The organism is Aeromonas sp. 600724, assembly GCF_049175135.1.
Lineage (GTDB): Bacteria > Pseudomonadota > Gammaproteobacteria > Enterobacterales > Aeromonadaceae > Aeromonas > Aeromonas veronii_A.
This window is the reverse complement of sequence record NZ_JAAKUM010000018.1, coordinates 19,998-42,827: the sequence shown is the minus strand read 5'-3', so window position 1 is coordinate 42,827 and position 22,830 is coordinate 19,998. Positions and strand designations below refer to the sequence as shown.

Annotated in this window: 19 protein-coding genes; 10 read left to right on the top strand and 9 right to left on the bottom strand. The window is 60.7% G+C overall.

All coding sequences use genetic code 11. The annotated features are described in order from the left end of the window. Positions 1 to 68: 68 nt before the first annotated feature. Positions 69 to 824 carry a molybdopterin-synthase adenylyltransferase MoeB gene (moeB, locus tag G5168_RS16760; protein ID WP_274160338.1) on the bottom strand — a complete coding sequence of 252 codons (756 nt, stop codon included), beginning with the start codon at positions 822 to 824 and terminating at the stop codon, positions 69 to 71. Next, positions 821 to 2,047: a molybdopterin molybdotransferase MoeA gene (moeA, locus tag G5168_RS16755; protein ID WP_421252477.1), complete on the bottom strand. Its 1,227-nt coding sequence runs from the start codon at positions 2,045 to 2,047 to the stop codon at positions 821 to 823. The genes moeB and moeA overlap by 4 nt, the downstream gene beginning before the upstream one ends. A gap of 309 nt (positions 2,048 to 2,356) precedes the next feature. Here moeA and folE point away from each other — a divergent pair, with 309 nt between their 5' ends. Next, positions 2,357 to 3,013, top strand: coding sequence for a GTP cyclohydrolase I FolE (folE, locus tag G5168_RS16750; protein WP_005344140.1), 657 nt, complete (start codon positions 2,357 to 2,359; stop codon positions 3,011 to 3,013). 411 nt (positions 3,014 to 3,424) lie between these two features. Further along, positions 3,425 to 5,080, top strand: a complete 1,656-nt coding sequence (locus G5168_RS16745; protein WP_421222119.1) for a methyl-accepting chemotaxis protein — start codon at positions 3,425 to 3,427, stop codon at positions 5,078 to 5,080. Positions 5,081 to 5,151: 71 nt separating this feature from the next. Here the strand turns inward: G5168_RS16745 and G5168_RS16740 are convergent, their stop codons facing one another. Continuing rightward, positions 5,152 to 6,882, bottom strand: coding sequence for a formate--tetrahydrofolate ligase (locus tag G5168_RS16740; RefSeq protein ID WP_421252476.1), 1,731 nt, complete (start codon positions 6,880 to 6,882; stop codon positions 5,152 to 5,154). Between the two features lie 67 nt (positions 6,883 to 6,949). On the opposite strand from G5168_RS16740, the gene G5168_RS16735 reads away from it, so the two are divergent. After that, positions 6,950 to 7,366: a hypothetical protein gene (locus G5168_RS16735; protein WP_421252475.1), complete on the top strand. Its 417-nt coding sequence runs from the start codon at positions 6,950 to 6,952 to the stop codon at positions 7,364 to 7,366. A 55-nt stretch (positions 7,367 to 7,421) separates the two neighbouring features. On the opposite strand, the gene G5168_RS16730 is transcribed toward G5168_RS16735, so the two are convergent. After that, positions 7,422 to 8,324, bottom strand: a complete 903-nt coding sequence (locus tag G5168_RS16730; RefSeq protein WP_204385256.1) for a LysR family transcriptional regulator — start codon at positions 8,322 to 8,324, stop codon at positions 7,422 to 7,424. Positions 8,325 to 8,433: 109 nt separating this feature from the next. Here G5168_RS16730 and G5168_RS16725 point away from each other — a divergent pair, with 109 nt between their 5' ends. From G5168_RS16725 to G5168_RS16710, 4 genes are all read left to right on the top strand, one after another. After that, entirely contained in the window at positions 8,434 to 8,994 is a 561-nt protein-coding gene (locus G5168_RS16725) for a YceI family protein (RefSeq protein ID WP_421252474.1), read from the top strand. Continuing rightward, the gene (locus G5168_RS16720; protein ID WP_421252473.1) at positions 8,994 to 9,731 is read left to right on the top strand and encodes a hypothetical protein; all 738 of its coding nucleotides are present in this window, start codon (positions 8,994 to 8,996) and stop codon (positions 9,729 to 9,731) included. The genes G5168_RS16725 and G5168_RS16720 overlap by 1 nt, the downstream gene beginning before the upstream one ends. Positions 9,732 to 9,913: 182 nt before the next feature. Continuing rightward, positions 9,914 to 11,038: an adenosylhomocysteinase gene (locus tag G5168_RS16715; RefSeq protein ID WP_421252472.1), complete on the top strand. Its 1,125-nt coding sequence runs from the start codon at positions 9,914 to 9,916 to the stop codon at positions 11,036 to 11,038. A 78-nt stretch (positions 11,039 to 11,116) separates the two neighbouring features. Continuing rightward, positions 11,117 to 11,425, top strand: coding sequence for a SelT/SelW/SelH family protein (locus G5168_RS16710; protein WP_005344153.1), 309 nt, complete (start codon positions 11,117 to 11,119; stop codon positions 11,423 to 11,425). 114 nt (positions 11,426 to 11,539) lie between these two features. Here the strand turns inward: G5168_RS16710 and G5168_RS16705 are convergent, their stop codons facing one another. Next, positions 11,540 to 13,249, bottom strand: coding sequence for a lysophospholipid acyltransferase family protein (locus G5168_RS16705; RefSeq protein WP_216951722.1), 1,710 nt, complete (start codon positions 13,247 to 13,249; stop codon positions 11,540 to 11,542). 213 nt (positions 13,250 to 13,462) lie between these two features. Continuing rightward, on the bottom strand, positions 13,463 to 14,686 hold the full coding sequence (pepT, locus tag G5168_RS16700; RefSeq protein WP_421252471.1) for a peptidase T: 1,224 nt from the start codon (positions 14,684 to 14,686) through the stop codon (positions 13,463 to 13,465). 1,014 nt (positions 14,687 to 15,700) lie between these two features. Between pepT and speA the strand changes: the two genes are divergently transcribed. Then, positions 15,701 to 17,602 (top strand): biosynthetic arginine decarboxylase, encoded by a 1,902-nt coding sequence (gene speA, locus G5168_RS16695; RefSeq protein WP_005344160.1) that lies wholly within the window; start codon positions 15,701 to 15,703, stop codon positions 17,600 to 17,602. A gap of 271 nt (positions 17,603 to 17,873) precedes the next feature. Further along, positions 17,874 to 18,062 (top strand): hypothetical protein, encoded by a 189-nt coding sequence (locus G5168_RS16690; RefSeq protein ID WP_005334402.1) that lies wholly within the window; start codon positions 17,874 to 17,876, stop codon positions 18,060 to 18,062. 80 nt (positions 18,063 to 18,142) lie between these two features. Here G5168_RS16690 and G5168_RS16685 read toward each other — a convergent pair whose 3' ends face one another. From G5168_RS16685 to G5168_RS16675, 3 genes are all read right to left on the bottom strand, one after another. Continuing rightward, positions 18,143 to 18,430: a hypothetical protein gene (locus G5168_RS16685; protein WP_421252470.1), complete on the bottom strand. Its 288-nt coding sequence runs from the start codon at positions 18,428 to 18,430 to the stop codon at positions 18,143 to 18,145. Positions 18,431 to 18,698: 268 nt separating this feature from the next. Next, positions 18,699 to 20,705 (bottom strand): methyl-accepting chemotaxis protein, encoded by a 2,007-nt coding sequence (locus tag G5168_RS16680; RefSeq protein WP_421252469.1) that lies wholly within the window; start codon positions 20,703 to 20,705, stop codon positions 18,699 to 18,701. A 192-nt stretch (positions 20,706 to 20,897) separates the two neighbouring features. Continuing rightward, on the bottom strand, positions 20,898 to 22,193 hold the full coding sequence (locus G5168_RS16675) for an amino acid permease (RefSeq protein ID WP_021229327.1): 1,296 nt from the start codon (positions 22,191 to 22,193) through the stop codon (positions 20,898 to 20,900). 251 nt (positions 22,194 to 22,444) lie between these two features. Here G5168_RS16675 and G5168_RS16670 point away from each other — a divergent pair, with 251 nt between their 5' ends. Continuing rightward, the gene (locus G5168_RS16670) at positions 22,445 to 22,828 is read left to right on the top strand and encodes a Rid family detoxifying hydrolase (protein ID WP_005344164.1); all 384 of its coding nucleotides are present in this window, start codon (positions 22,445 to 22,447) and stop codon (positions 22,826 to 22,828) included. Positions 22,829 to 22,830: the final 2 nt, after the last annotated feature.

Here is a 22,830-nt window from a genome sequence, read left to right as displayed (position 1 = left end):
AAGGGGTTGTTAGGTGCAGGTACCAAAAAGCCGAACCACAGGGTTCGGCTTTTTTGATCCCGTTTGCGTCAAGGATGGGAGCAGACGGGGCAGTCGGGGCGCTTGGGCAGCTTCATCTCGCGGAAGGTGCCGCTCAGGCCGTCGATCATCAGCAGGCGGCCGCTGTAGCTTTTGCCCATGCCTGCCAAGAGCTTGATAGCTTCCAGTGCTTGCAGGCTGCCCACCAATCCCACCACGGGGGCGAGTACACCGGCTTCGACGCAGGTGAGGGCCTGCTCGCCAAACAGGGCGCTGAGGCAGGCGTAGCAGGGTTCATCTTCCTGCCAGGTGAAGCTGCATAGCTGCCCCTCCAGCCGGATGGCGGCGCCGCTGACCAGCTGCACCTTGTGCTGGCGTGCCTTTTGGTTGAGCAGGTCGCGAATGGCCAGGTTGTCAGTGCAATCCAATACCAGCTGGTGTTGGGGCAACAGGGTATCGAGCAGCGCCTCGTCGGCCACGGCCGCGTGGGTCTCCACCTTGAGCCAGGGATTGAGCGCGCGCAGCGACTGGGCGGCAGAGTCTACTTTGTAGTGACCGATGCGCTCATCGTTGTGCAGCACCTGACGCTGCAGGTTGGAGAGCTCCACCTTGTCGAAATCGACCAAGGTGAGTTGGCCAACCCCGGCCACCGCCAGATACTGGCTGGCGGCGCAACCAAGGCCACCGGCGCCGATCACCAGCACCCTGGCCTGCTTGAGCGCCTCCTGCCCCTCGAAATCGAAGGACTTGAGGATGATCTGGCGGTTGTAGCGCAGCAGTTCGGCGTCGCTCAGGATCTCGCTCACAGCAGCAATCCCCCGAATGGCTCCACGGTGACCGTCTCGCCCACGGCGACGCGGCCCCGTTCCCGTTCAAGAACTATGTAGCAGTTGGCTTGCGACAGGGAGCTGAACACGGCGGAGTCCTGCGAGCCGGTGCTGCGCACCTCGATGCCGTTCTGTCCCTGACTCAGGATGCCGCGCTGGAAGTCGAGTCGGCCCGGGCTCTTTTTGAGTGGCTCGGCCGCAATGGCTTGCAGCTGGAGCGGGCGCTCGAAGTGCTGGCCCGCCAGCTTGGCCAGCGCCGGTTGCACCAGCTGATCGAAGGTGACCATGGCGGAGACGGGGTTGCCCGGCAGGCCGAAGAACCAGGCGCGGGGCAGACGGCCAAAAGCAAACGGCTTGCCCGGCTTGATGGCCAGCTTCCAGAAGCCAATCTCGCCGAGCTCGTCCAGCAGTTGTTTGGTGAAGTCCGCTTCCCCCACCGAGACGCCGCCGGTGGTGATGAGTACATCGGCCTCTTCGTCGGCGCGGATAAAGGCGGCGCGCAGCTGGGCGGGATCGTCCGGGATGATGCCAAGGTCGAGGCAGTCGCAGCCCATGCGCGCCAGCATGGCCCGTACGCCATAGCGGTTGGAGTCATAGATATCGCCGTGGGCGAGCGGGGTACCAACCGGTTTGAGCTCATCACCGGTGCTGAAGATGGCCACTTTCAGCGGGCGACGCACCGTGACGGTAGCCACGCCGAGGGAGGCCAGCAGTGGCATTTCGCGCGGGGTGAGGCGAGTACCGGCTGGCAGCACGCAGGCGTCCTTGCCGATATCGCTGCCGGCGCGGCGGATATTCTGGCCCGGTTCGGGTTGTGCCAGAAAAGTGATCCGATCGCCGTCGGCCTGCGTTTCTTCCTGCATCACCACTGCATCCGTACCAGCCGGTACCGGAGCACCTGTCATGATACGCACGCAGTGGCCAGCGGGCCATTCACCCTGATAGGGCTGACCGGCAAACGCTTTGCCCGCCATGATGAGCGGGGTGCCGCTGGCGAGATCCGCAAGGCGTACGGCATAACCGTCCATGGCAGAGTTGTCGAAGGGGGGCACGGCGAGTGGGGAGGCGATATCACAGGCTAGTACCCGGCCAAGGGCATCTGGCAGGGGCAACTGCTCGCTGTCGCAGCAGCAGGCAAGTTGTTCCAGCATCCCTTGCAGGGCATCGCTTAAGGGGAGTAGTCCGCTGGTATCAAATCCCATCGTCATGACCTCTTTCTATGATTGAAGGCGGGATTATCACAAAATTCCCCGGGGATGGGCAGGTTATCTCGAGGGAATCTCGGGGTAATCGGCGCAAAAACGGGGGTAGATGGCCATAAAGTATGAGGTGACGCACAAGTTGACTTGAATCTTGGCGGCAATGGCCGTTTACTATGCCGCCATAACAGATGGCCGTCACATCCTGTGTGGCTACCATTACAGCGATATCGTCGGCCTTGTGCGCCGCCATTACATAATGGGTTGCTCCTTGAGCTGCCCTCACAGTCCCTGAGCGTGGGAGAAAAGACAATGACAACCTTAAGTCCGGAAGCCTTGCTGGTCAGGGCTGCCCTCGAAGCCCAGGGACTGGAAACCCCCCTGGTTGCCAACGAGCTGAACAGTCAGCAGAAGCGGGAGAAGATCGAAGGCCATATGCGCTCCATCATGGAGACACTGGGGCTGGATTTGGCCGATGACAGTCTGGCCGAGACACCGCACCGCATCGCCAAGATGTACGTCAACGAGATCTTCTCCGGCCTCGATTATTCCACCTTCCCCAAGGTGACGGTGATCGAGAACAAGATGCAGGTGGACGAGATGATCATGGTGCGGGACATCAGCCTCACCAGCACCTGCGAACACCACTTCGTCACCATCGACGGGATGGCACATGTGGCCTATATCCCTCGCGGCAAGGTGATTGGCCTGTCGAAGATCAACCGCATCGTGCAGTTCTTCGCCCGCCGTCCCCAGGTGCAGGAGCGGCTGACCCAGCAGATCCTGCTGGCGCTGCAGACCCTGCTCGGCACCAAGGATGTGGCCATCAGCATCAAGGCGACCCACTACTGCGTCAAGGCGCGCGGAGTGATGGATTCGACTTCTTACACCACCACCACCTCCCTCGGCGGGGTGTTCAAGACCCAGCCCGATACCCGGGCCGAATTTCTGGGCGGCCTGCGTGGATAAGATGGCGGTTGTTTTGTAACCGCCTTGCTGAATAAACGAGACGCCAGCTGCCATTGCTGGCGTTTTTCATTGGTTCAGGATGAGAGTGGCGGTCTGCCACTGCTTGGCCCGCGTGGCTTGCCCTATGCAAACGTTATGCATTTTTTCGATTTATTCATCTGAGCGATATATTTAATCGAACACGAAAAAAACCTCGCTTTCACCTTACAAAAAGTAACCGGACAGACTCTTTCCGAACCGCCACGATCCGGTTACTCTAGCGCCCCCTCACGGCTCTCGCTGCCCCTCATGGAATTCAGAGATATTCATCAAGGTTGGATGGTGCGCCACTGAACAGGTGGCCAGATAGTTCATGTCAGGAGGGCGTGAACCGGACGAGTGCTACGAATTTAACGACCACCAGGATATCCCATGAATACCAGTACCATGACCATAGGTAAAAAACTCACCGCCGGCTTTGCCGTGCTCGGTTTGATGGTCGCCTTTATCGGCGGTTTTGCCCTTGTCCAGTTTGGCAACATGAATGATGTTGCCATCCGGTTTACCGACAGCATCTTGCCAGCGGTCAATCGCACCAGCGCGATCGGGGATTCTCTCGGTGAGTTGCGTCGTTATGAGCTGGGTTATTTCGTGGTGGCCGCCGAGCCGCTGAAAAGGGCTGAATATCGGAATATTGCCAGTCAACAGCTTAACTCGATCGCGCAGCAGCTGATTGCCCATGACAAGACGATCTGGCCTGAGGATGTGGCGGAGCGCCGTACCTTCGATACGGTGAAATCTGACTGGGATCGTTACGTCGCCCTGCACCAGCGAGTCACACAGCTGCAAGACAGCGATCAGCTTGCCGAAGCCCAACGCATCTTCCTTGAGGAGGGGGTTCCCCTTTACACCGCGCTGAGCAAGTCAGTGGCCTCCCTGATCCAGATTAACCATGGTTATGCGTCTGAATCCCGCAGTGACATTGTCGACTCTTATCAATCCGCCAATCTGAGTGTCACCATCGCGCTGGTGATTGGTCTGATCCTTGTGGTGGTGCTCTCCGTGGTACTGACCCGCCAGATCCGCGACCCGCTGATCATGCTGGCCCGTCAGGCCCAGCGTATTGCCAATGGCGATCTGGGTCAGGGCGAACTGCAGCAGTGGATCCGTGACAGCCGCTTCAACCGCGATGAACTGGGTCAGCTGGGCTCCGCCATCAACCGGATGCAGGGCTCCCTCTCCGATCTGGTGAGCGAGATCGCCGGCTCCGTGAGCCAACTCAGCAGCGCAGTGGAGGAGGTGAGCGCCATCTCCAGCCAGTCCGCCAGCGGCATGGCTATCCAGCAGAACGAAGTCTCCCAGGTGGCGACCGCCATGAACGAGATGCAGTCCACCGTCAACGAAGTGGCCCGCAACACCACGGATGCCATGAGCGCCGCCAAGGATGCCTCCCGCACCTCTGCTGCCGGCAGCGAAGTGGTACGCAGCTCTATTGCTAGCATCGAAGAGGTGTCGGTCAAGATTGAACAGGCGGGCACAGTGGTGCAGCAGCTGGAGGCCGACAGCGCCAACATCAGCGTGGTACTGGATGTGATCCGCGATATCGCCGGTCAGACCAACCTGCTGGCCCTTAACGCTGCCATCGAAGCGGCCCGTGCCGGTGAGCAGGGTCGTGGTTTTGCGGTCGTTGCGGATGAAGTGCGTTCATTGGCCCAGCGTACCCAGGACTCCACCGCCGAGATCAGCAAGATGATCGAGCTGTTGCAGAGTCGCGCCGCTGAGGCGGGCAACGCCATGCAGCTGAGTCGTCACCAGATGCAGGAGAGTGTCGGTCTGGCGCGGGATGCCGGTACCAGTATCGAGACCATCAACGGTGCCGTGGTGCGCATCACCGACATGAACACTCTGATCGCCACCGCCACCGAAGAGCAGAACGCGGTGACCGAAGAGCTCAACCGCAGCATCGTCAACATTCACAATGCCGCTGACGAGAATGCCCAGGGCGCTCATCAGATCGCCCAGGCTTGCGTCGAGCTGAGCAAGCTGGCCAACACCCTGCACCATATGACCCAGCGCTTCACCCTCTAAGGGTTGATGCATGGATAACAGAAGGCCCCGCAATTGGCGGGGCCTTGTTGTTTCTGGCGTTGTGGAAGGGCTCAGCTCAGGCCGACTATCTCGCCGTTCTCATCGATATCGATATGGCGATAGGCAGGCAGACTGCCCAGCCCCGGCATGGTCATGATGGGGCCCGCCAGCGCATAGACGAACCCGGCACCGGCGCAGAGCTTCAGCTCGTCGATGGGCACCTCGAAATCGGTCGGTACCCCTTTGAGGGCTGGGTCGTGGCTGATGGAGAGCGGCGTCTTGGCTACGCAGATGGGCAAGTGATCCCACCCTTCGGCGGAGAGTTGCGCCAGCTGCTGGCGCGCTCTGTCGGAGAGCTGCACTCCGCGGCCGCCGTAGCCGCACTCCACCAGGGTCGCCAGTTTGGCGTCGAGGCTCGCCTCGTCGGGGTAGAGCAGTTTCACCTTGCCGGGTTGCTCGCAGGCGGCGACCACGGCGCGGGCCAGCTCGCTGGCACCGGCACCACCCTGGGTGAAGGCGTTGGAGATGGCCGCGCCACAGGCACCGGCTTGCTGCGCTTCATGGGCCAGCAGCGCCAGTTCGGCCTCGCTGTCGGTGGGGAAGCGGTTGATGGCGACCACCACCGGCACCCCGTAGCGGCGGGCGTTCCGGATATGCCAGGCGAGGTTGGCGCAGCCCTGCTTGAGGGTCGGCAGATCTTCCCCCTGCAGGCTGGCTGGTAGCGGCTGGCCCGGACGGATATCGAGCAGACCGCTGTTGGCCTTGAGACCGCGCACCGTGGCTACCAGCACCACGCAGGCGGGGGTAATGCCGGATTGGCGGCTCTTGATGTTGAAGAACTTCTCCAGCCCCATGTCGGAGCCAAAACCTGCTTCGGTCACCACATAGTCGGTCAGGCCAAGGGCGATGCGATCGGCGATCACCGAGGAGTTGCCGTGGGCGATGTTGGCAAAGGGGCCGGCGTGCACCAGCACCGGCGTCTGCTCGGTGGTCTGCATCAGGGTCGGTTGCAGCGCATCTTTGAGCAGCACCGTCATGGCGCCCGCCACTTCCAGCTGTTCGGCGGTAATGGGCTTGCCGTGGATATCGCGGGCCAGCTGGATGCGGCCGATGCGCTGGCGCAGGTCTTTCAGCTCGCTCGCCAGCGCCAGAATGGCCATCAGCTCGGAGGCGGCGGTGATGACGAAGCGATCGCTGCGCTCCACACCATCGGCAGCGCCCCCCTGCCCAATCGTGAGGTGGCGCAGGGCGCGGTCATTCATGTCGAGGGTGCGCGGCCAGAGGATGTTATCTGCATCGATATCGAGCCGCGGCAGGCCGGTTTTGGTGGTGAACTGGTCGCCGAGTTTGCGCTCATGGAACAGGCGGGCATCGAGGGCTGCCGCCGCCAGATTGTGGGCTGCAGTCAGGGCGTGAAAATCGCCGGTGAGGTGGAGGTTCATCTCCTCCATCGGCACCACCTGGGCGTGGCCGCCACCAGCGGCCCCCCCCTTGACCCCGAATACCGGCCCGAGGCTCGGTTGGCGGATGGTGGCGATGCTGGGCTGGCCGATATGGTTGAGCCCCATGGAGAGGCCAAGGGTAGTCACCGTCTTCCCTTCACCGAGCGGGGTCGGGGTGATGGCGCTCACCAGTACCAGCTTGCCGCTCTGTGTGGGCTGAGACGCGAGCAGGTCGAGGCTGAGCTTGCCTTTGTAGTGGCCATGAGGGCTGAGCAGGTGCTGGGGGATGGCGAGGCGTTCGCCCAGCGCGTGGATTGAGAGACGGGGGGACTGGCGGGAGATCTCGATATCGCTTAGCATCAGCACCTCGTTGGCATATCGGGGTAAAATATGCGGCGCAGTCTAGTGGAATATAGCGGGTAATCCAATGACGAAAACGATTTTATTTGGTGAGGGTGAGGTTCGTCAGAATCCTGTTCTGCTGGATCTCAACGCACTCTATCATCCCCCCAAGCAGCCGATGACGGCGCTGGGGATTGTCAGCGCGCTGGTGCCGTTGTTCGGTTTCGGCTGGCAGGCGATGACCCAGGACCCCGAAACCCAGCTGCGCCACGAGATCCGCAAACGGGTCAACAAGCACAAGACCGACGAGGCAAACCTCATTCTGATCCTGCAGCTGGCCGCCATGTTTGACTGCCCCGAGCTTGAGGTGGCGCTCCCCTATGCCCTCAGTGAACCGCAGTTGTCGGTGATCCGCACCCGGCTGCCGCGCTGGCAGTTGAGTCTCGAGCAGGAGCGTTTGCTGGCGAAGCTGGTTCCTGCCGCGGCCCCTGGCCAGCGTTAGGTTTCAAGCCGGACCAGCAGGCCGGACAGTCAGGCCGTATCCTCTGCTCTGGCAATCAGGTCGGCGCATCCCACTGTTGCGGGGCGAGATAGCGCTCCTGCACGAACTCGATAAAGCAGCGCACCTTGCCCGAGACGAAGCGGCGGTGCGGATAGACCGCATAAAGTCCCACTTCTCCCTTGTCCCACTCAGGCAGCAGGCTGACCAGCTGCCCTGACCGCAGGGCCTCCCCCACGATAAAGGTGGGCTGCAATATGATGCCCTGATCATCACAAGCGGCGCGGGTCAGCGCCACCCCATTGTTGGCCCGCAGCGGCCCCTGTGGCCGGATGCTCTGCTGCTCGCTTCCCCGTTTGAAGTGCCACTCCGGCTGGGTCAGGGTGTAGATCAGACAGTCGTGCTGCTTGAGATCCTCGGGCTTTTCCGGTCTGCCCTTGCGCGCCAGATAGGCGGGGCTGGCGCAAAGTTCGACCCGAATGGTGGCCAGTTGGCGCGCCACCAGCGAGGAGTCGCTGAGGTGGCCGATCCGCAGCGCCAGATCGAACCCCTCTTCCACCAGCGCTACCCGCCGGTCGCTGTACTCGATATCGAGCTTTAGATCGGGAAAGCGCTGGCGAAACAGCGGCAGGGCGGGGGAGAGGTGCAGATAGCCAAAATCCATCGGCACCGAGAGCTTGAGGGTGCCGTTCGGCTGCTGGTTGTGGTGGGTCAGCTGGCTGTGGGTCTCTTCCAGCTCTGCCAGCAGGGCGAGGGAGCGCTGGTAGTAGAACTGGCCCGCTTCGGTGGGATTGACCTGACGGGTGGTGCGCGACAGCAGCCGGGTGGCGAGGGACTCCTCCAGCTGCTGCATCAGTTTGGAGGCCATGGCGACCGAGATGCCGAGCTGGTTGGCGGCCTTGGTAAAGCTCTGGCACTCCACCACCTTGATAAAGGTGCGCATGGCAGCGATCTGGTCCATTTTCCATCCTTAGTAAATAATGAATTTAATAAATCACTGATTATTCATCTTCAGAACGAGGTTAGCATTTTAACCACTGATGTGAACCCCAAGATGAAGGAACGAACGGATGAAAATGACCAAGGCTCTGCTGGCCTCCTGCCTGTTTATGGCTACCCCTCTGATGGCGGCGGATTACGATGTGGATGCGGCGCACACCACAGTGCAGTTCAAGGTGGGTCACCTGGGTTTCTCCGAGCTGGTGGGTCGCTTCAACACCTTCAGCGGCACCTTCAGCATGGATAACGCCAACCCGGCGGCCGCCAAGGCGAGCTTTGAAGTGGATGCCGCCAGCGTCGACTCCAATCACGAGGCCCGCGACAAGCACCTGCGCAGCCCGGACTTCCTCGACGTGAAGCAGTATCCCAAGATGACCTTCGTCAGCTCCGCTTACGAGGGCACCAAGGATAAAGGCGTGCTGAAAGGGACCCTGACTCTGCACGGCGTCTCCAAGGAAGTGGCCTTCGATCTGGTCAAGATCGGTGAGGGCAAGGATCCCTGGGGCGGCTACCGCAGCGGCTTCAACGCCTCCACCACCATCAAACGCAGTGACTTTGGCGTGAGCTACATGCTGCCCGGCATTCCGGACGAGATGAACATCAACCTGTTTGTCGAAGGCGTGCGCAAGTAATGGGCGCGGAACTTCTGCTGCAAACCCTGGCGGCTCCTCTGGGAGCCGCTTTGCTATCGTGGCGCTGGCCGCGACTGGGGTATCTGTGGGGCGCGCTGGCGCTCTGGCTGGTGGGATCCTGGCTCGGTGGACTCTATGGCATACCGGAAAAGGCGTGGCAGTGGCTGCCGCTGACCCTGCTGGCCCCCGCCATTGCGGCTCAGGTGAACAATCTGCGCGGTTCACTGCTGCTCTTTGCGGTGTTCAGTGCGCTGGTGTGGTGGCAGGGATTGGCCTCGGTACTGGCGAGCGAACCCGGGATCTGGCTGGCACTGCTGCCCGCCATCCTCTGGTTTGGCTGGAGCACCTTGCGCTGTGATAGCCGCGAGGGGCTCGGGTTTGCCCTCGGCTTTATCTGGTTGGCACTGGTGATCGGCATCGATGGCAGTCTGCTGATTGCCCAGCTGGCCGGTGCGCTGGCCGCTTTCGCCGGTTTTCGCGCCCTGCTTGCCACCTTTGTTGACATCAAGGTAGCACCCGCCGGTCTGGCGCTGGCCCTCGCCTTCGTCCAGATGCTGGCCTGGCAATATGTGGAGGTGCCGCTGGTGGTGTTGCTGCCGGTCTGGTTGCTGCCGCTGCTGGAGTGGGCGTTACGTGACAAACCCTGGCCAGTGCGTTGGAGTGGGCTGATCCTGCTCGCTGCCGCGGGAACCGGGCTCAGCCTATGGTGGGTCTGGCCTGCTGCTTCTTTGTACTGATACTTGTGTGGAAAATGGTCAAATGGCGCCATTTTTGCATACCTGCTCATACTCTTGGCAGATAATGATTGAGCCCCCTATGTGTTTCAGATAAAAAGGATTTTCATTTTATTTGGACACACACAGAACCCGGCCGCGCCGGGTTCTGTTTGCCTGCTTTGCGGCACATAAGGAGGCCACAGTTGCGCAGTCAAGGATCTGAGCATCTGTTTTTTCGCCATTTCACCGGACAGGGACGTATCGATGGTCTCTGCATTCTGCTGGTCACTCACCTGCTTCCCGATCGCCCCCGTTTTATCGACGCTCTCGGTCAGATTGGACGGATTGGTGCCATTTTGCCCAAACCGAAATCGGTACACTGCCCGACCCTGGAGTGGGTATCCCAGCACTATCCGGTGCTGCCCCTCAACCGACGCTGGACCAATGAACCCGACAGCCTCATCCAGCAGATTGCGCCGCTGGTGGCCCCCCACGAGCGGTTGCTGATCCTCGATATTGGCGGTTACTTTGCCAAAACCCAGGTGATCTTGAGTGAATACTTCGGCCCCCGTTTCCTCGGGGTGGTGGAGATGACCGAGAACGGCCATCAACGCTATGAGCAGGAGGTGCTGGCGACCCCGGTGGTGTCGGTGGCACGCAGTCCCCTCAAGCAGGCCGAGGATATCCAGATTGGTTTGAGCGTGGTCTACTCCGCGGAGTCGCTGGCTCGTAATCTCAACCGTACTTTCAACGTCTGCGAAGCCGTGCTGTTTGGCTATGGCAAGGTGGGGCGCAGCATCGCCCGCGACCTGCGCTGTCGCAATCTTCATCTCGGGCTGGTGGAAACAGATGTGCTGCGACAGGTCGAAGCGCTCTCTCACGGTTTTCGCTTGATCACCAAGGCTGAAGCCTTGAGCCGCGCCGAGCTGGTGATCTGCTCTACCGGCAACGGCTCGCTGGATTTGGCGGATCTGCAGGCGCTGCGCCCCGGCACCATGGTCGCCTCGGTCACCTCGGCCGATGACGAGTTTGCCTTCTCGCTGGCCCAGTTGCCGTGGCCGAGCGAAGAGGTGTGCCCCCATGTGCTGGCCCTCAACCGGCCGGATGGTACCCAGATCTACCTGCTCAACCGGGGCGAGGCGGTCAACTTCGTCCATGGCGCCGTGATTGGCGAATATGTCTATCTGGTGCTGGCGGAGATCATGGAAGGGATCCGGATGCTGGCGGCAGGCCCTCTTGCTCCCGGCCTGTTCGAGCTGCCAGAATCGGCGATGCGTACCATTGCCCGCCATTGGCTGGCCGATTTTCATGGGGTTGATCAGCGCTGATTTGACCGAACCGGGATTGGCCATTGGGTGGCGGTACGCCATTTCCCGCCATTGGCCGCTTTTTTTATGGAGTCACTCATGACCGAGTCTGAAACCCTGATCAGCAAACCCCGCATCGAAATCCGCTACTGCACCCTCTGTCGCTGGATGCTGCGCGCCGCCTGGCTGGCGCAGGAGCTGCTTTCCACCTTTGACAGCGATCTGGGGGAGGTGGCGCTGGTGCCGGCCAGCAAGGGGGAGTTCCGCATTCTGGTGAACGGGGTGCAGGTGTGGGATCGGGTGGTCGATGACGGCTTCCCCGAGGCCAAGGAGATCAAGCAGCGGGTGCGCGATGTTATCGCCCCTGAGCGGGATCTCGGCCACTCGGATCGCAAGGCGGCCGAGTAACGCCAGATGGGCCGAGCGCCTCGAAAAGGTGCTGAGCATGAGAGCTAAAGGAGAGGGAGGCGATGGCCTCTCTCTCCTTTTTTGCCTTTGGCTGTTTGCCTGGCGCCTGCAGGGCTATGAGCGCGGCTCGGCCAGATGACTGCCGATATAGCGGGCCCGCTTGTGGGGCTTGATGCGGCTCACATCGACCCACACCAGCCCGTCGATGCAGTGGTTGAAGTCGGGGTCGATACCAAAGTCCATAAATTGCACCCCGCCCGGCTCGCACAGCTCGGAGTACTGCTTGTAGAGGGTGGGGATGGCGCAGCCCAGATTGTCGAGACGGGCCTTGAGTGCTTTGAGATCGGCGCCGTAATCCACCCCTTCGAACAGAGGCTGCGTCTCGGGGTAGGGACGGCGGGAGGGGGCCAGCGCCAGCTCGGGGGCAAAGTGCTGGCGGTAGAAGCTCACCAGCAGATCCTTGGCCGCCGGCGGCAGGCTGCCGGAGAGCGACACCGGGCCAAACAGGTAGCGGTAGCGGGGATAGCGGGCCAGATAAGCACCGATGCCGAACCAGAGATAATCGAGCCCCCGCTTGCCCCAGTAGGCGGGCTGGATAAAGCTGCGGCCAAGCTCGATGGCCTGCTCCAGCCGGGGCAGCAACTTATCCTCAAAGCCGAACAGGGTGTGGCTGTAGAGGCCATCCTTCCCCTTGCTGGCCAGCAGCTCCGCCACCGGGGCAAAGCGGTAGGCGCCGATAATGTCGAGTCGGGCCGGATCCCAGAGGATCAGGTGGTGATAGTCGTTGTCAAAACCATCGAGATCCCGCCGCTTGCCAGACCCTTCCCCCACTGCGCGAAAGGCGATCTCCCGCAGTCGCCCCAGCTCGCGCAGGATCACCGAGTGGCTCAGTTCGTGGCGGCGGTAGAGGTAGATCCCCTGACCATCCGGGGTGGTGCCGAGCTGTTCGCAGCTTTCGATGGCCTGTTTGAGCTGGCGGCGATCCCCCGGCAGGGCGATGGGGGCCTCGGTCTGCAGCCGTCCCGCCTTGCCACGGCCAATCCGGTAGAGGTGGTTGCGCACCAGCCGCGCCGCCGTCTTGGCGGGCAGCTCCTGAAAACTGCCGAGCGGAATGCGCGCTCCTATGGTCACCGGCAGGGTCTGCCCCTGCTGGCGAAACAGCTGGCGCACCAGCAATAGGGCGGAGGCGGGCTTGTTGAGCCAGGAGGCGAGATAGAACCAGAGGCTGTTGCGCCCTCCCAGATGGATGGGCACCAGCGGGGTGCGGGTGCGCTGGGCCAGCTTGATAAAGCCTGCCTGCCAGGGGCCATCTTTCACCCCCTTGAGGCCAAGCCGCGAGACTTCGCCTGCGGGGAAGATCACCAGTGCCCCTTCATGGGCGAGGTGTTCGTTCATGGCGAGGATGGCCTGTCGATCGGTCTTGCCCTCCATATTGTCCACCGGCAATAGCAAAGGGCGCAGCGGCGCGAGCTGGGCCAGCAGCTGGTTGGCGACGATCTTCACATCGGGGCGGATGCGGCCGAGCAGTTGCAGCAGCGCTAGTCCGTCCAGCGAGCCGATGGGGTGGTTGGCGACTAGAATGACCCGGCCGCTGGCGGGAATATGCTCCAGCTGCGCCTCGCTGACCCGATAGTCGAAATCGAGCTGGGTCAGCGCCTGCTCGACAAAGTCGAGGCCGCGCAGGTGCGGGTAGCGGGCGGCAAAGTCGGCAAAGGCACGTTCGTTGAGCAGCCAGCCCAGCAGCCGCTTTAACAGCGGGGTGAGCAGGGGGTAGCCAAGCAGGCGGGGGAAGTGCTGGGTCAGCAGGGTATCGATAGTGAACATCTGGGGGGCTCCGGCGATCCGTTGCTCCCAGCATGATGTGACACTGTTCCCGCGACATGTCAGCGGGATGACAGTTTGATGGCAGCGGCGGCCAGTTGCTCCTGAGCGACCCTCCCCGGTTTCCCTTTCTTGATGGGTGATGGCCAGATAGCAAGGGGGGAGCCGGTTAACCGGCTCCCCCCCTCGGTGGTCGTGGTAAGGATAGCGACTCGATTAGCCGCGCCAAGCCGCGGTGAGGCGCACCAGCTCCACCAGGGTGGCGACCGATTTCTCCATGGATTGCAGCGGGATGAACTCGTGCTTGCCGTGGAAGTTGTGGCCTCCGGTGAAGAGGTTGGGGCAGGGCAGACCCATAAAGGAGAGACGGGCGCCATCGGTACCGCCGCGAATGGGCTTGATCTTCGGCACCACGTCGGCGGCCTCCATGGCGGCCTTGGCGAGCTCGACGATATGCATGTGCGGCTCGATCTGGCTGCGCATGTTACGGTAGCTGTCGGTCAGGGTCAGCTCGATGCGGGCCTTCGGATACTCGGCCTGCAGGGCGGCCACCCGGTTCTGCATCTCGGCTTTGCGCGCGGCGAAGTGCTCGTCGTCGAAGTCACGGATGATGTAGTGCAGGGTGCTCTCCTCCACGGTGCCGCTCATCTGGGCCAGATGGAAGAAGCCCTCATACCCGTCGGTGCACTCCGGGGTCTCGTCGGCTGGCATGGCGGCGTGGAAGCGGGCGGCCAGGGTTTGGCTGTTGATCATGCTCCCCTTGGCGGTGCCGGGGTGGACGTTATTGCCGATAAAACGAACCGTGGCGCTGGCGGCGTTGAAATTTTCATACTCCAGCTCGCCCAGTTCGCCGCCATCCACGGTATAGGCCCACTTGACCGGGAATCTCTCCAGCGGAAACAGGTTGGCGCCGCGGCCGATCTCCTCATCCGGAGTAAAGCCGACCCAGATATCGCCGCGCGGGATCTCGGGGTGCGCCTGCAGGTGGTCGATGGCGGTGAGGATCTCGGCGATACCCGCCTTGTCGTCGGCGCCGAGAAGGGTAGTGCCGTCGGTGGTGATGAGATCCTGACCCAGGTAGTTTTTCAGGAAGCGGTAGTCACGGATGGCGAGCACCTCGTCACCCTTGCCAAGACAGATATCGCCGCCCTGATAGTTCTCGATGATTTGCGGTACTACGTGTTCCGCCTCGTAGTCGGCGGTATCCATGTGGGCAATCAGGCCGATGGCGGGGGCGTCCGGCTGGTTGCCTGGCAGGCAGCCGGTGAGGTAGCCGTGCTCATCCAGGGTGACTCGGGTCAGCCCTAGCGACTTCATCTCTTCTTGCAGGGCACGGGCAAAGATCAGCTGGCCTTCGCTGCTCGGGCAGGCTGGATTGGTCTCATCGGAGCGGGTATGAAAAGTTACGTAACGCAGAAAACGCTCAAGCAGGGTATCCATTAGTCAGCCTCTAACCGATTGTGAGCGGCCATTGTGGCCAATCCGTGCGGGGCACTCATTGCGTCAGCGCAGGTTTTTCCCATTTTTTGACGCAAGGGGAGAGCGGGTGAGGTGCGGCGTGCGACGCAACGTCCGGGAGGGAGATCGCATAAATGTGGCATTTATTGCGATATTTAGGCGCTGGCGGTGGCGGCCAAATTCCCCTCAGCCACCGCACAGCAAGGCGTCAGCCCAATTGTGGCGTTTTCACACACTTTTCAAGGGGAAACCGGGCTGTCGCATAACCTGCGCCATCCCAGAGCCCGCCTGCCCGCCAGCAAGATTTGATCGACTCATTAAAAGGGGATTTTGAACACTATTTTTTATTGTCACTGCCCGCGGTAAGTGTGTACACTCCGCGCCGATCCAAGGGCAACCCTGAAGCAGGCAGAGCCGCCAGAAACCCGACCGATCATACGCCTATAGGGCGAGGCACGCAGAAACGACAGACACTGCTGGGGAATGGTTTCTTTAATACCGGTTAGGCTCCGGTATCAGGGAGAACAACAGACTCTCATCCTTCATTTGACCGAGTGGGCCACCGGCTCATCATCTTCCCTTGTCATGGGCGGTCACTGACGGTGAGGTGGGCTGTGGTTGTTGTCGTCTATCAACACGCATGCGTGCTGGCGCCTTCGCTTCTCTTCCTTGGAACCCTCTCCTTCTGTCGGGATCGCTGCCGAATGATGAACTGACGGCGTGGCTGATGTCGTCTGTCATCAAAGTACCGCGGCGCTACGGCATAGTGGCACCGCATACCGTTGAGCTTGATGTAAAGCCACCAGCCCCACATCAAGACTCGTTACTTCCCCAAGATCCACCAGGCAGCCTCTGGCTTGCCGCGATGTGCAAAGCGCTGGTTTGGGTGGCTGCGTCTCGTGATGGCAGCGCTCGCCGTACTCTGCACTAGATGGTCTGGATGTGATTGAGGGTAACGAAGGCGACTTTGGGTCGCTCATTTGCGAGGCATAGCCCATGACTAACTGGTCCAGCAAGGACTCCTTGAAGGTCTACAACGTTCCCTACTGGGGTGCGGGTTTTTTCAATATCAATGACGCCGGTCATGTGACCGTCGCCCCCGACAAATCACGCCCTGACGCGCATATCGTGCTCTCTGACGCCATCGAACAGTTGCGTCAGTCCGGGCTGACCACCCCCGTGTTGCTGCGCTTCCCTGACATCCTCAAGAGTCGGGTCGATGCGCTGTTCAACGCCTTTGGTCAGGCCATCGAGAAGTCTGGCTATGAAGGGGACTACCTCTGCGTTTACCCGATCAAGGTAAACCAGCAGCGTCGTGTCATCGAGACCATCAGCCAGTCCTACAGCGACAAGCCCCGGCTTGGCCTGGAAGCTGGTTCCAAACCGGAACTGCTGGCCGTGCTGTCCCATCACCATGAGCAAGGCTCGGTGATCGTCTGCAACGGTTACAAAGACCGCGAATATATCCGCCACGCCCTCTTGGGCAACCTGATGGGCCACAAGGTCTACATCGTGGTGGAGAAGCCCTCCGAACTGGAAATGGTGCTGGACGAGTCAGCTCGTCTCAACATCAAGCCCAACATCGGGGTGCGTGCCAAGCTCGCCTCCACCGGCTCCGGCATGTGGGAATCGAGCGGTGGCTCCATGTCCAAATTTGGTCTCTCCGCCTCCCAGATCCTGGCGCTGATCGAGCGTCTGCGCGGGCTGGGCAAGCTGGATTGCCTGCAACTGCTGCACTTCCATCTGGGTTCCCAGATCGCCAATATCCGCGACATTCAGGGCGGCATCCGCGAGTGCGGCCGTTTCTACGCTGAACTGCGTCGCCTCGGTGCCAACATCGAAGTCGTGGACGTCGGCGGCGGCCTGGGGGTGGACTACGAGGGAACCCGTTCCCAGAGCCACTGCTCCGCCAACTACAGCCTCTCCGAGTACGCCAACAACGTGGTATGGGGTATCGGCGATGTCTGCCGCGAGTTCGATCTGCCGCACCCGACCATCATCAGCGAGTCTGGCCGTGCCCTGACTGCCCACCACGCCGTGCTGGTCACCAATATCATTGGTGCCGAAGGGGTGGAGATGAACGACATCAGCGCGCCGGACGAAGATGCGCCGACCATTCTGCAGAACATGTGGAAAGGCTGGCTGGATCTGCGCAGCGAAGATCCCTCCCTGCTGGAGATCTTCCATGACTCGGTGGCAGATCTGGGTGACGTGAATACCCAGTACACCATGGGCCTCTTGAACCTTGAACAGCGTGCCTGGGCCGAGATGCTGCACCAGAACACCTGTCTGGCGCTCAAAGAGATGCTCAACCCGGTCAACCGCAACCACCGTGCGCTGGCTGACGAGCTGAGTGAAAAGCTGGCGGACAAGTGCTTTGCCAACTTCTCCCTGTTCCAGTCCCTGCCGGATGCCTGGGGTATCGGTCAGGTATTCCCGGTGATGCCGCTGGCCGGTCTCGATCGTCCGCTTAGCCGTCGCGGTATCCTGATGGATATCACCTGTGACTCCGACGGTCAGGTCGAGCACTATGTCGACGGTCTGGGGGTCGAGAGCACCCTGCCGATGCCGGTCTACGGCGAGAACGAAGAGTGCCACGTCGGCTTCTTCCTGGTCGGTGCCTATCAGGAGATCCTCGGCGATCTGCACAACCTGTTCGGTGACACCCACTGCGCGGAAGTGTGGCTGGACGAAGAGGGCAAGATGGACATTCGCAACGTGGTGCGTGGCGACACCGTCGACCAGCTGCTGCGTTACGTCAACATCGACCCGTCCGTGATCCGCGAAAACTACCAGCGGATCGCTGCCCACCCGGCTCTGGACGATGCCACTCGCAAAGCCCTGCTCGACGAGCTGGAGCTGGGCCTGCAAGGCTACGCCTATCTGGAAGACGAATAAGCCTTCTGTTTGCCCCTCGCTTTTGAGGGAAAATCAAAAACGGCGCCTGCGGGCGCCGTTTTTGTTACCGGGGGCCATCCGGCGATATGACGGTGCGCTCGGTCCATCTTCATTTGGATAACCTATGATGGCTCGGGGCATCCGCAAGCCACAGATCTGGCAGATATCTATCCCTTTCAGCCGCTTCCATTGATCTGCATCAAGCTTGAACCTCGGTGGTTATTTTACGGTCAAGATTGATGTTGATGGAATGTAACAAAAGGATGTGCATATGGAACTGAAAAGGGACCCGAGATGCTATACCGACGTCTGTATCGACGGTAAGTGGTATCACTACGACCACTGCAGCACCAACGTCTACATGCTGATGGGGGGCGCTGCCCCGAGCCTTCAGCTGGCCTATGAGCCGAGCAGCGAAGAGGAGCTGATCGAGATGCTCCAGCAGCTGGGGCGCTTCTGACTTACCGAATTGATGTCTTGCCATATGGCCATCGGGCACGTTGCCACGATGGCCACCACTCTTCATCGCTGCAGCTTATCTCAGCGAGTTTTTTTGCCAAATAGCCCCTTGCCTAGCTCCAGCATGGCGATGGCCGCGGCGTAGCTGCTATCGGACTTGCCTATCTCATCCGCCACATAGAGAAAATTGGATTGGTACATCTCGACGGCCTCCCGTGGAGTGGTCGCGTCAATAAAGTCCTCCTCCACCTCGAATCCTTGGGTCAGCAGTGCCGCCTTTTCACTCAGAAAGGTCGGAGATGCCATGTCGATAAAGGTGTATTGCTGCCGATTGGACGCCGGAATGGTAAAAAACTGGTATCTGGCCATGGGTGAATCCTCGCTTGAAGCGGGTGATAAATGACGTGACGCTGGTTTTAATCTGTGGCTCGCAGGCGGCTTCGTTTCCCTCGACGTCGCAGACAGTGCGTGTCGGGAATGCCGCATTTTGTTTTCGTTCGAGACTACTTTGTTGGCGTTTGCCCGGCAAGTGGGTCGCAGAGATTTTCTGGATGATCCGAACAACCGAGATATTGTGGGCAGGGGCGAGACCGGGATAATGCCGGGCTCACGTTGAGCCCGGCTTGTCAGCGCTCTGTTACAGCACGAAGCTCTGTACCATGGCGCGCAGCTGTTCGGTGAGCTGGTGGATCTGGCGGGCGGCATCGCGGGCGGCGCTGGCCACTTGCAGCGCCTCGTCACTGCCATCGGAGATGCGCACCACGTTGCGTTCGATCTCGTTGACCACTGCGCCCTGCTGCTCGATGGCGCTGGCGATGATGGCGTTGGTATCGACCATCCGATCCACCTTCTCGGTGATGGCGCCGAAAGCCTGTTTTGCCTCCTGCGCCAGCCCGACCCCCTCCTGCGCTTCATGGCTGGCCGCCGACATGGCGGTGACCGAGGCGCGGGCGCCGGATTGCAGCTGTTCAATCATCTGCTGGATCTCGACGGTAGCCCCCTGGGTGCGGTTGGCAAGAGACCGCACCTCGTCGGCCACCACCGCAAAGCCGCGACCCTGCTCACCAGCCCGGGCCGCTTCGATGGCAGCGTTGAGGGCCAGCAGGTTGGTCTGTTCGGCGATGCTGCGGATCACGCTGATGACGCCGCCAATCTGGCTGCACTGCTGTTCCAGCTGGCCTATGGTGTCGGCGGTACGCAGCACCTCGCGGTTGATATGGTCGATTGCCTTGATGGTTCGTTCCACCACATCCTCGCCCTGACCGACCACGTTCTGCGCCTCCTGGGTCATGCGGGCGGCTTGCAGGGCGTTGCCCGCCATGTCTTGTGAGGTGGCGGCCAGCTCCTTGATGGCGGTGGCGACCTGATGGGTCTCCCCTTGCTGATCGGCGATCACCTCCTGTGAGCGGCAGGTACGCGCTTCGATCTCGGTGGCGCTCTCCACCACGGTGACGCCATTTTCACGCACTCGCAGCATCAGGGTGCGCAGGGTCTCCAGGGTCACGTTGTAATCCCGGCTGATGGCGGCCAGCTCGTCCTGACCGACGATCTCGATATGCTGGCTGAGATCCTGGGCGTTGACCCGAGCGGCAATATCACGCACCCGCCCTACGGTGTCGCGCAGGGAGAGATAGGCGCCGATCATCAGGTAGAGGTAGAGCAGCAAGCTGATGGTCAGCGGCGCGGTGACCCACCAGAAGTGGCGCTGGTTGGCGGTCAGCCGCTGATGTAAGTCGGCCTCCAGCCGCTGGCGTACCTGGCCTGCCAGCGCGGTGATGGCCTCGTCCATTTTATCCCCCAGCGCTTGCACCTCCTTGGTGGAGAGCTGCACCAGCTGATCCTTCATCATCTTGTTTTCCATGGTCTCGACCCCCTGACGCACCAGCTGTATCAGAGCATCGGTCTGCTGACCCAGCTCGGCGCGGTAGGCCGGTTCCATCTGGTATAGCAGGGTCAGATCGGCCTCCAGCTCTTGCAGAGTGGCGCTGATCAGGTCAAGACGAAAACGCAGGCCGCTGTAGCCCTCGGCCTGAAACAGGCCGAAATCGGCGATGGTGGCGGCACGATCCCGCACCTGAGCCAGCTGGTCGCGCAGCTGCGGCAACCGCTCGCTGGCGAGGATCACCATGTAGTAGGTACCGAGCGCCGGATCCTGAATAAGGCTGCTGGCAGCGGTAATGTGCTTGTAGAGGTGGCGCACCTCGGTCAACAGCTTGTCGTGGCGCAGGTTGCTCTGCTCCACTTCCAGCTTGCCCGCTTCACTCTGCAGGGCGGCCCAGCCCTGCTGGATCACCTCAAAGGAGGGGTTGTTCTGGCGGGTGTCGGCAAAGGCTTGCAGGCTCTGATCAACGGCTTGTGCGGCTGCCTTGACCTGATCATCACCGACCGGATCCACTTCATAGGCATGACGGGTTACCAGATTGCGATGGGTGAGCAGGGCTTGCTCGATAGCGGGCACGGGGGCGAGATTGACCACTCCCGCCAGCTCGCGGTTGGCCTGGACGTTGTCATCCTGCAGCCGCCCCAGCAGATTGGTCATGCTGTACGCCAGTGGCAGCAGCATCAGACAGGACCAGAGCAGGAATTTGTATTTGAAGGAGAGCTGATTGCCCAGCCGGATGGCGGGGTTGAAAATCCATTTCATGTTAAGCCTCGATACCTGAGTGCGGGCGTGATTCGTGTTGCCTGAATAGTACTCCGAGCGGCCTCCCTTGGGTGATGGCCGGTTGCAAGTTGTGATCCCCTTGGCTTTTTACTTCCGGGCGGGGTGCCGTCAGCCGAGCCAATAGAAAACGGGCCACCCGAAGGTGACCCGCGGTCGATAAGGGGAAACCGATCAGTTGAACGCCAGGAAGGGCGAGACACAGAGCAGTAGGCCGGTGACGATGATGATGTAGAGGGAGGTGCCCTTGTACTTGTGCAGCGCCGGTACCTGATAGACCAGATAGGCCGGGATGAGGCAACCCACCATGCCGAAGATGGGGCTGCAGATGGAGGTGAAGCTCAGCACCGGGGCGTTGAGCACGATGGCACCCCAGGAGAGCATGACGGTGAACACCATGATCCCTTTGCCTACCAATCCTTTGTTGATGCGGTTTTCCGGCAGAACCCGGCGCAGCAGGTTCATCGCCAGACCCTGACAGGCTTCACGGAAACCGAGGTAAACGCCGAAGTAGGCGGTCATCACCGCGAAGATGTTGAGGGTGAGGCTCAGGAGCTTGAGGGTCTGGCCGGGCATCCCCTGCGCCACCATCGCCAGTGCGGAGATATTCTCCTCGGAGGCTTTGACCGCCTGATCGTGGCCCATGGCCAGGGTAAAGGAAACCGCGTAGAAGAACACCACCACAAACAGGATGCCGAAGGCGATATTCATGGCGCGCATCGCCTTGAAGCGGGCCACTTCCAGCGACTTTTCCCGCGAGCGGTAGGAGATCACCATGGGGCTCAGGCTCTGGATAAAGAGGATGGAGGTGAGGGTAAAGGGGAGCATGATGATGGCATCCTTCATCCAGTCACCGGCGGCGGGCATGGCGGTGATGTTTGCCGCATCCCACTTGTCCACCATCATCAGGCCGAGCACGGCCACCACGCTGATCTTGGTCAGCACCATAAAGGTGGAGATCTTGAACAGCAGGTTTTCGCCGCGCGAGGCCAGTGCCACCAGGCCACAGATCAGCACCAGACCGTAGAGCGGGTTTTCGGAGAGCAGGCCGTCGGTGACGCCGAAGCTCTGCAGGAAGGAGGCGCTGTCATTGGTGATGGCTGTGGAGTAGACGAAGACCCAGATCACCAGCATCACGAAGTAGAGTGCGCCGAGCAGCACACCCCAGTTCTTGCCAAGGTAGCCGGTGATGACGCTGGGGTAATCCTTGCACTCTGGCGAGGTGGCCAGGGTGTTGATAAAGAGGCGCTGGAACATGTACATGGCGGGGTAGCCGATCACCGCCGAGAGCAGAAAGACCCACAAGCCCATCAGACCCACCTGTACCGGCAGGAAGACGATCCCTGCGCCGATGGCCATGCCGATGCTCATGATGATCCAGCCCCAGTCGGTGCTGTCGAAGCGAACCGCTTCTTTCCATTCCAGCGTGCCCATCACGGGGCTGGCGAGTGTAGTGCTATGCGCGTCCATTAAAACCTTCTTTTTTGTAGGGATGTGGGAAAGCGGCGCAAATATAGTTGAATTAAACTGTCATAAACAATGCCCATAAGAGTACTTTTGTTCAAATCAGGATGGTGATCACGGTTTATATTGAGGCCGAAAGGTGCCTTTAAACGCCATTTTTGTATCTTTTTGTTGAATGGATAAAATAAAAAGCAAATAATGTTGAACGGAATGAGATTCGTGATTGCAAAAAAAATTGCACAAACAGGAGTGGCTATATGAAACGCATCATCACAGCAGCAGCGGCACCTGACGCTATCGGTCCCTACAGCCACGGCACTGCCTATGGCGACCTCATCTTTACCTCCGGTCAGTTGCCGGTCTGCAAGCAACAGGGTGGTGTGGTGGAAGGGGGGATTGCCGCCCAGACCCGCCAGTCACTGGAAAACCTGAAATCCGTGCTGGAAGCCGCTGGCGGCTCGCTGGATACCGTGCTCAAAACTACCTGCTACCTCGCCGAGATCAGCGATTTTGCCGCGTTCAACGAGGTCTATAAAGCCTATTTCCAGAAAGATTGTCCGGCGCGCAGCTGCTTCGCAGTGAAGGATCTGCCGATGGGCGTCAAGGTTGAAGTGGAAGCGATCGCCCATATCGCTCGTTAATG

What these genes read in the sequence shown, in the direction of transcription:
- moeA (WP_421252477.1), bottom strand. Translation starts at nt 2,047, where the DNA reads ATGGGATTTGATACCAGCGGACTACTCCCCTTAAGCGATGCCCTGCAA.
- folE (WP_005344140.1), top strand. Translation starts at nt 2,357, where the DNA reads ATGACAACCTTAAGTCCGGAAGCCTTGCTGGTCAGGGCTGCCCTCGAA.
- G5168_RS16745 (WP_421222119.1), top strand. Translation starts at nt 3,425, where the DNA reads ATGAATACCAGTACCATGACCATAGGTAAAAAACTCACCGCCGGCTTT.
- G5168_RS16740 (WP_421252476.1), bottom strand. Translation starts at nt 6,882, where the DNA reads ATGCTAAGCGATATCGAGATCTCCCGCCAGTCCCCCCGTCTCTCAATC.
- G5168_RS16735 (WP_421252475.1), top strand. Translation starts at nt 6,950, where the DNA reads ATGACGAAAACGATTTTATTTGGTGAGGGTGAGGTTCGTCAGAATCCT.
- G5168_RS16730 (WP_204385256.1), bottom strand. Translation starts at nt 8,324, where the DNA reads ATGGACCAGATCGCTGCCATGCGCACCTTTATCAAGGTGGTGGAGTGC.
- G5168_RS16725 (WP_421252474.1), top strand. Translation starts at nt 8,434, where the DNA reads ATGAAAATGACCAAGGCTCTGCTGGCCTCCTGCCTGTTTATGGCTACC.
- G5168_RS16720 (WP_421252473.1), top strand. Translation starts at nt 8,994, where the DNA reads ATGGGCGCGGAACTTCTGCTGCAAACCCTGGCGGCTCCTCTGGGAGCC.
- G5168_RS16710 (WP_005344153.1), top strand. Translation starts at nt 11,117, where the DNA reads ATGACCGAGTCTGAAACCCTGATCAGCAAACCCCGCATCGAAATCCGC.
- G5168_RS16705 (WP_216951722.1), bottom strand. Translation starts at nt 13,249, where the DNA reads ATGTTCACTATCGATACCCTGCTGACCCAGCACTTCCCCCGCCTGCTT.
- pepT (WP_421252471.1), bottom strand. Translation starts at nt 14,686, where the DNA reads ATGGATACCCTGCTTGAGCGTTTTCTGCGTTACGTAACTTTTCATACC.
- speA (WP_005344160.1), top strand. Translation starts at nt 15,701, where the DNA reads ATGACTAACTGGTCCAGCAAGGACTCCTTGAAGGTCTACAACGTTCCC.
- G5168_RS16690 (WP_005334402.1), top strand. Translation starts at nt 17,874, where the DNA reads ATGGAACTGAAAAGGGACCCGAGATGCTATACCGACGTCTGTATCGAC.
- G5168_RS16685 (WP_421252470.1), bottom strand. Translation starts at nt 18,430, where the DNA reads ATGGCCAGATACCAGTTTTTTACCATTCCGGCGTCCAATCGGCAGCAA.
- G5168_RS16680 (WP_421252469.1), bottom strand. Translation starts at nt 20,705, where the DNA reads ATGAAATGGATTTTCAACCCCGCCATCCGGCTGGGCAATCAGCTCTCC.
- G5168_RS16675 (WP_021229327.1), bottom strand. Translation starts at nt 22,193, where the DNA reads ATGGACGCGCATAGCACTACACTCGCCAGCCCCGTGATGGGCACGCTG.
- G5168_RS16670 (WP_005344164.1), top strand. Translation starts at nt 22,445, where the DNA reads ATGAAACGCATCATCACAGCAGCAGCGGCACCTGACGCTATCGGTCCC.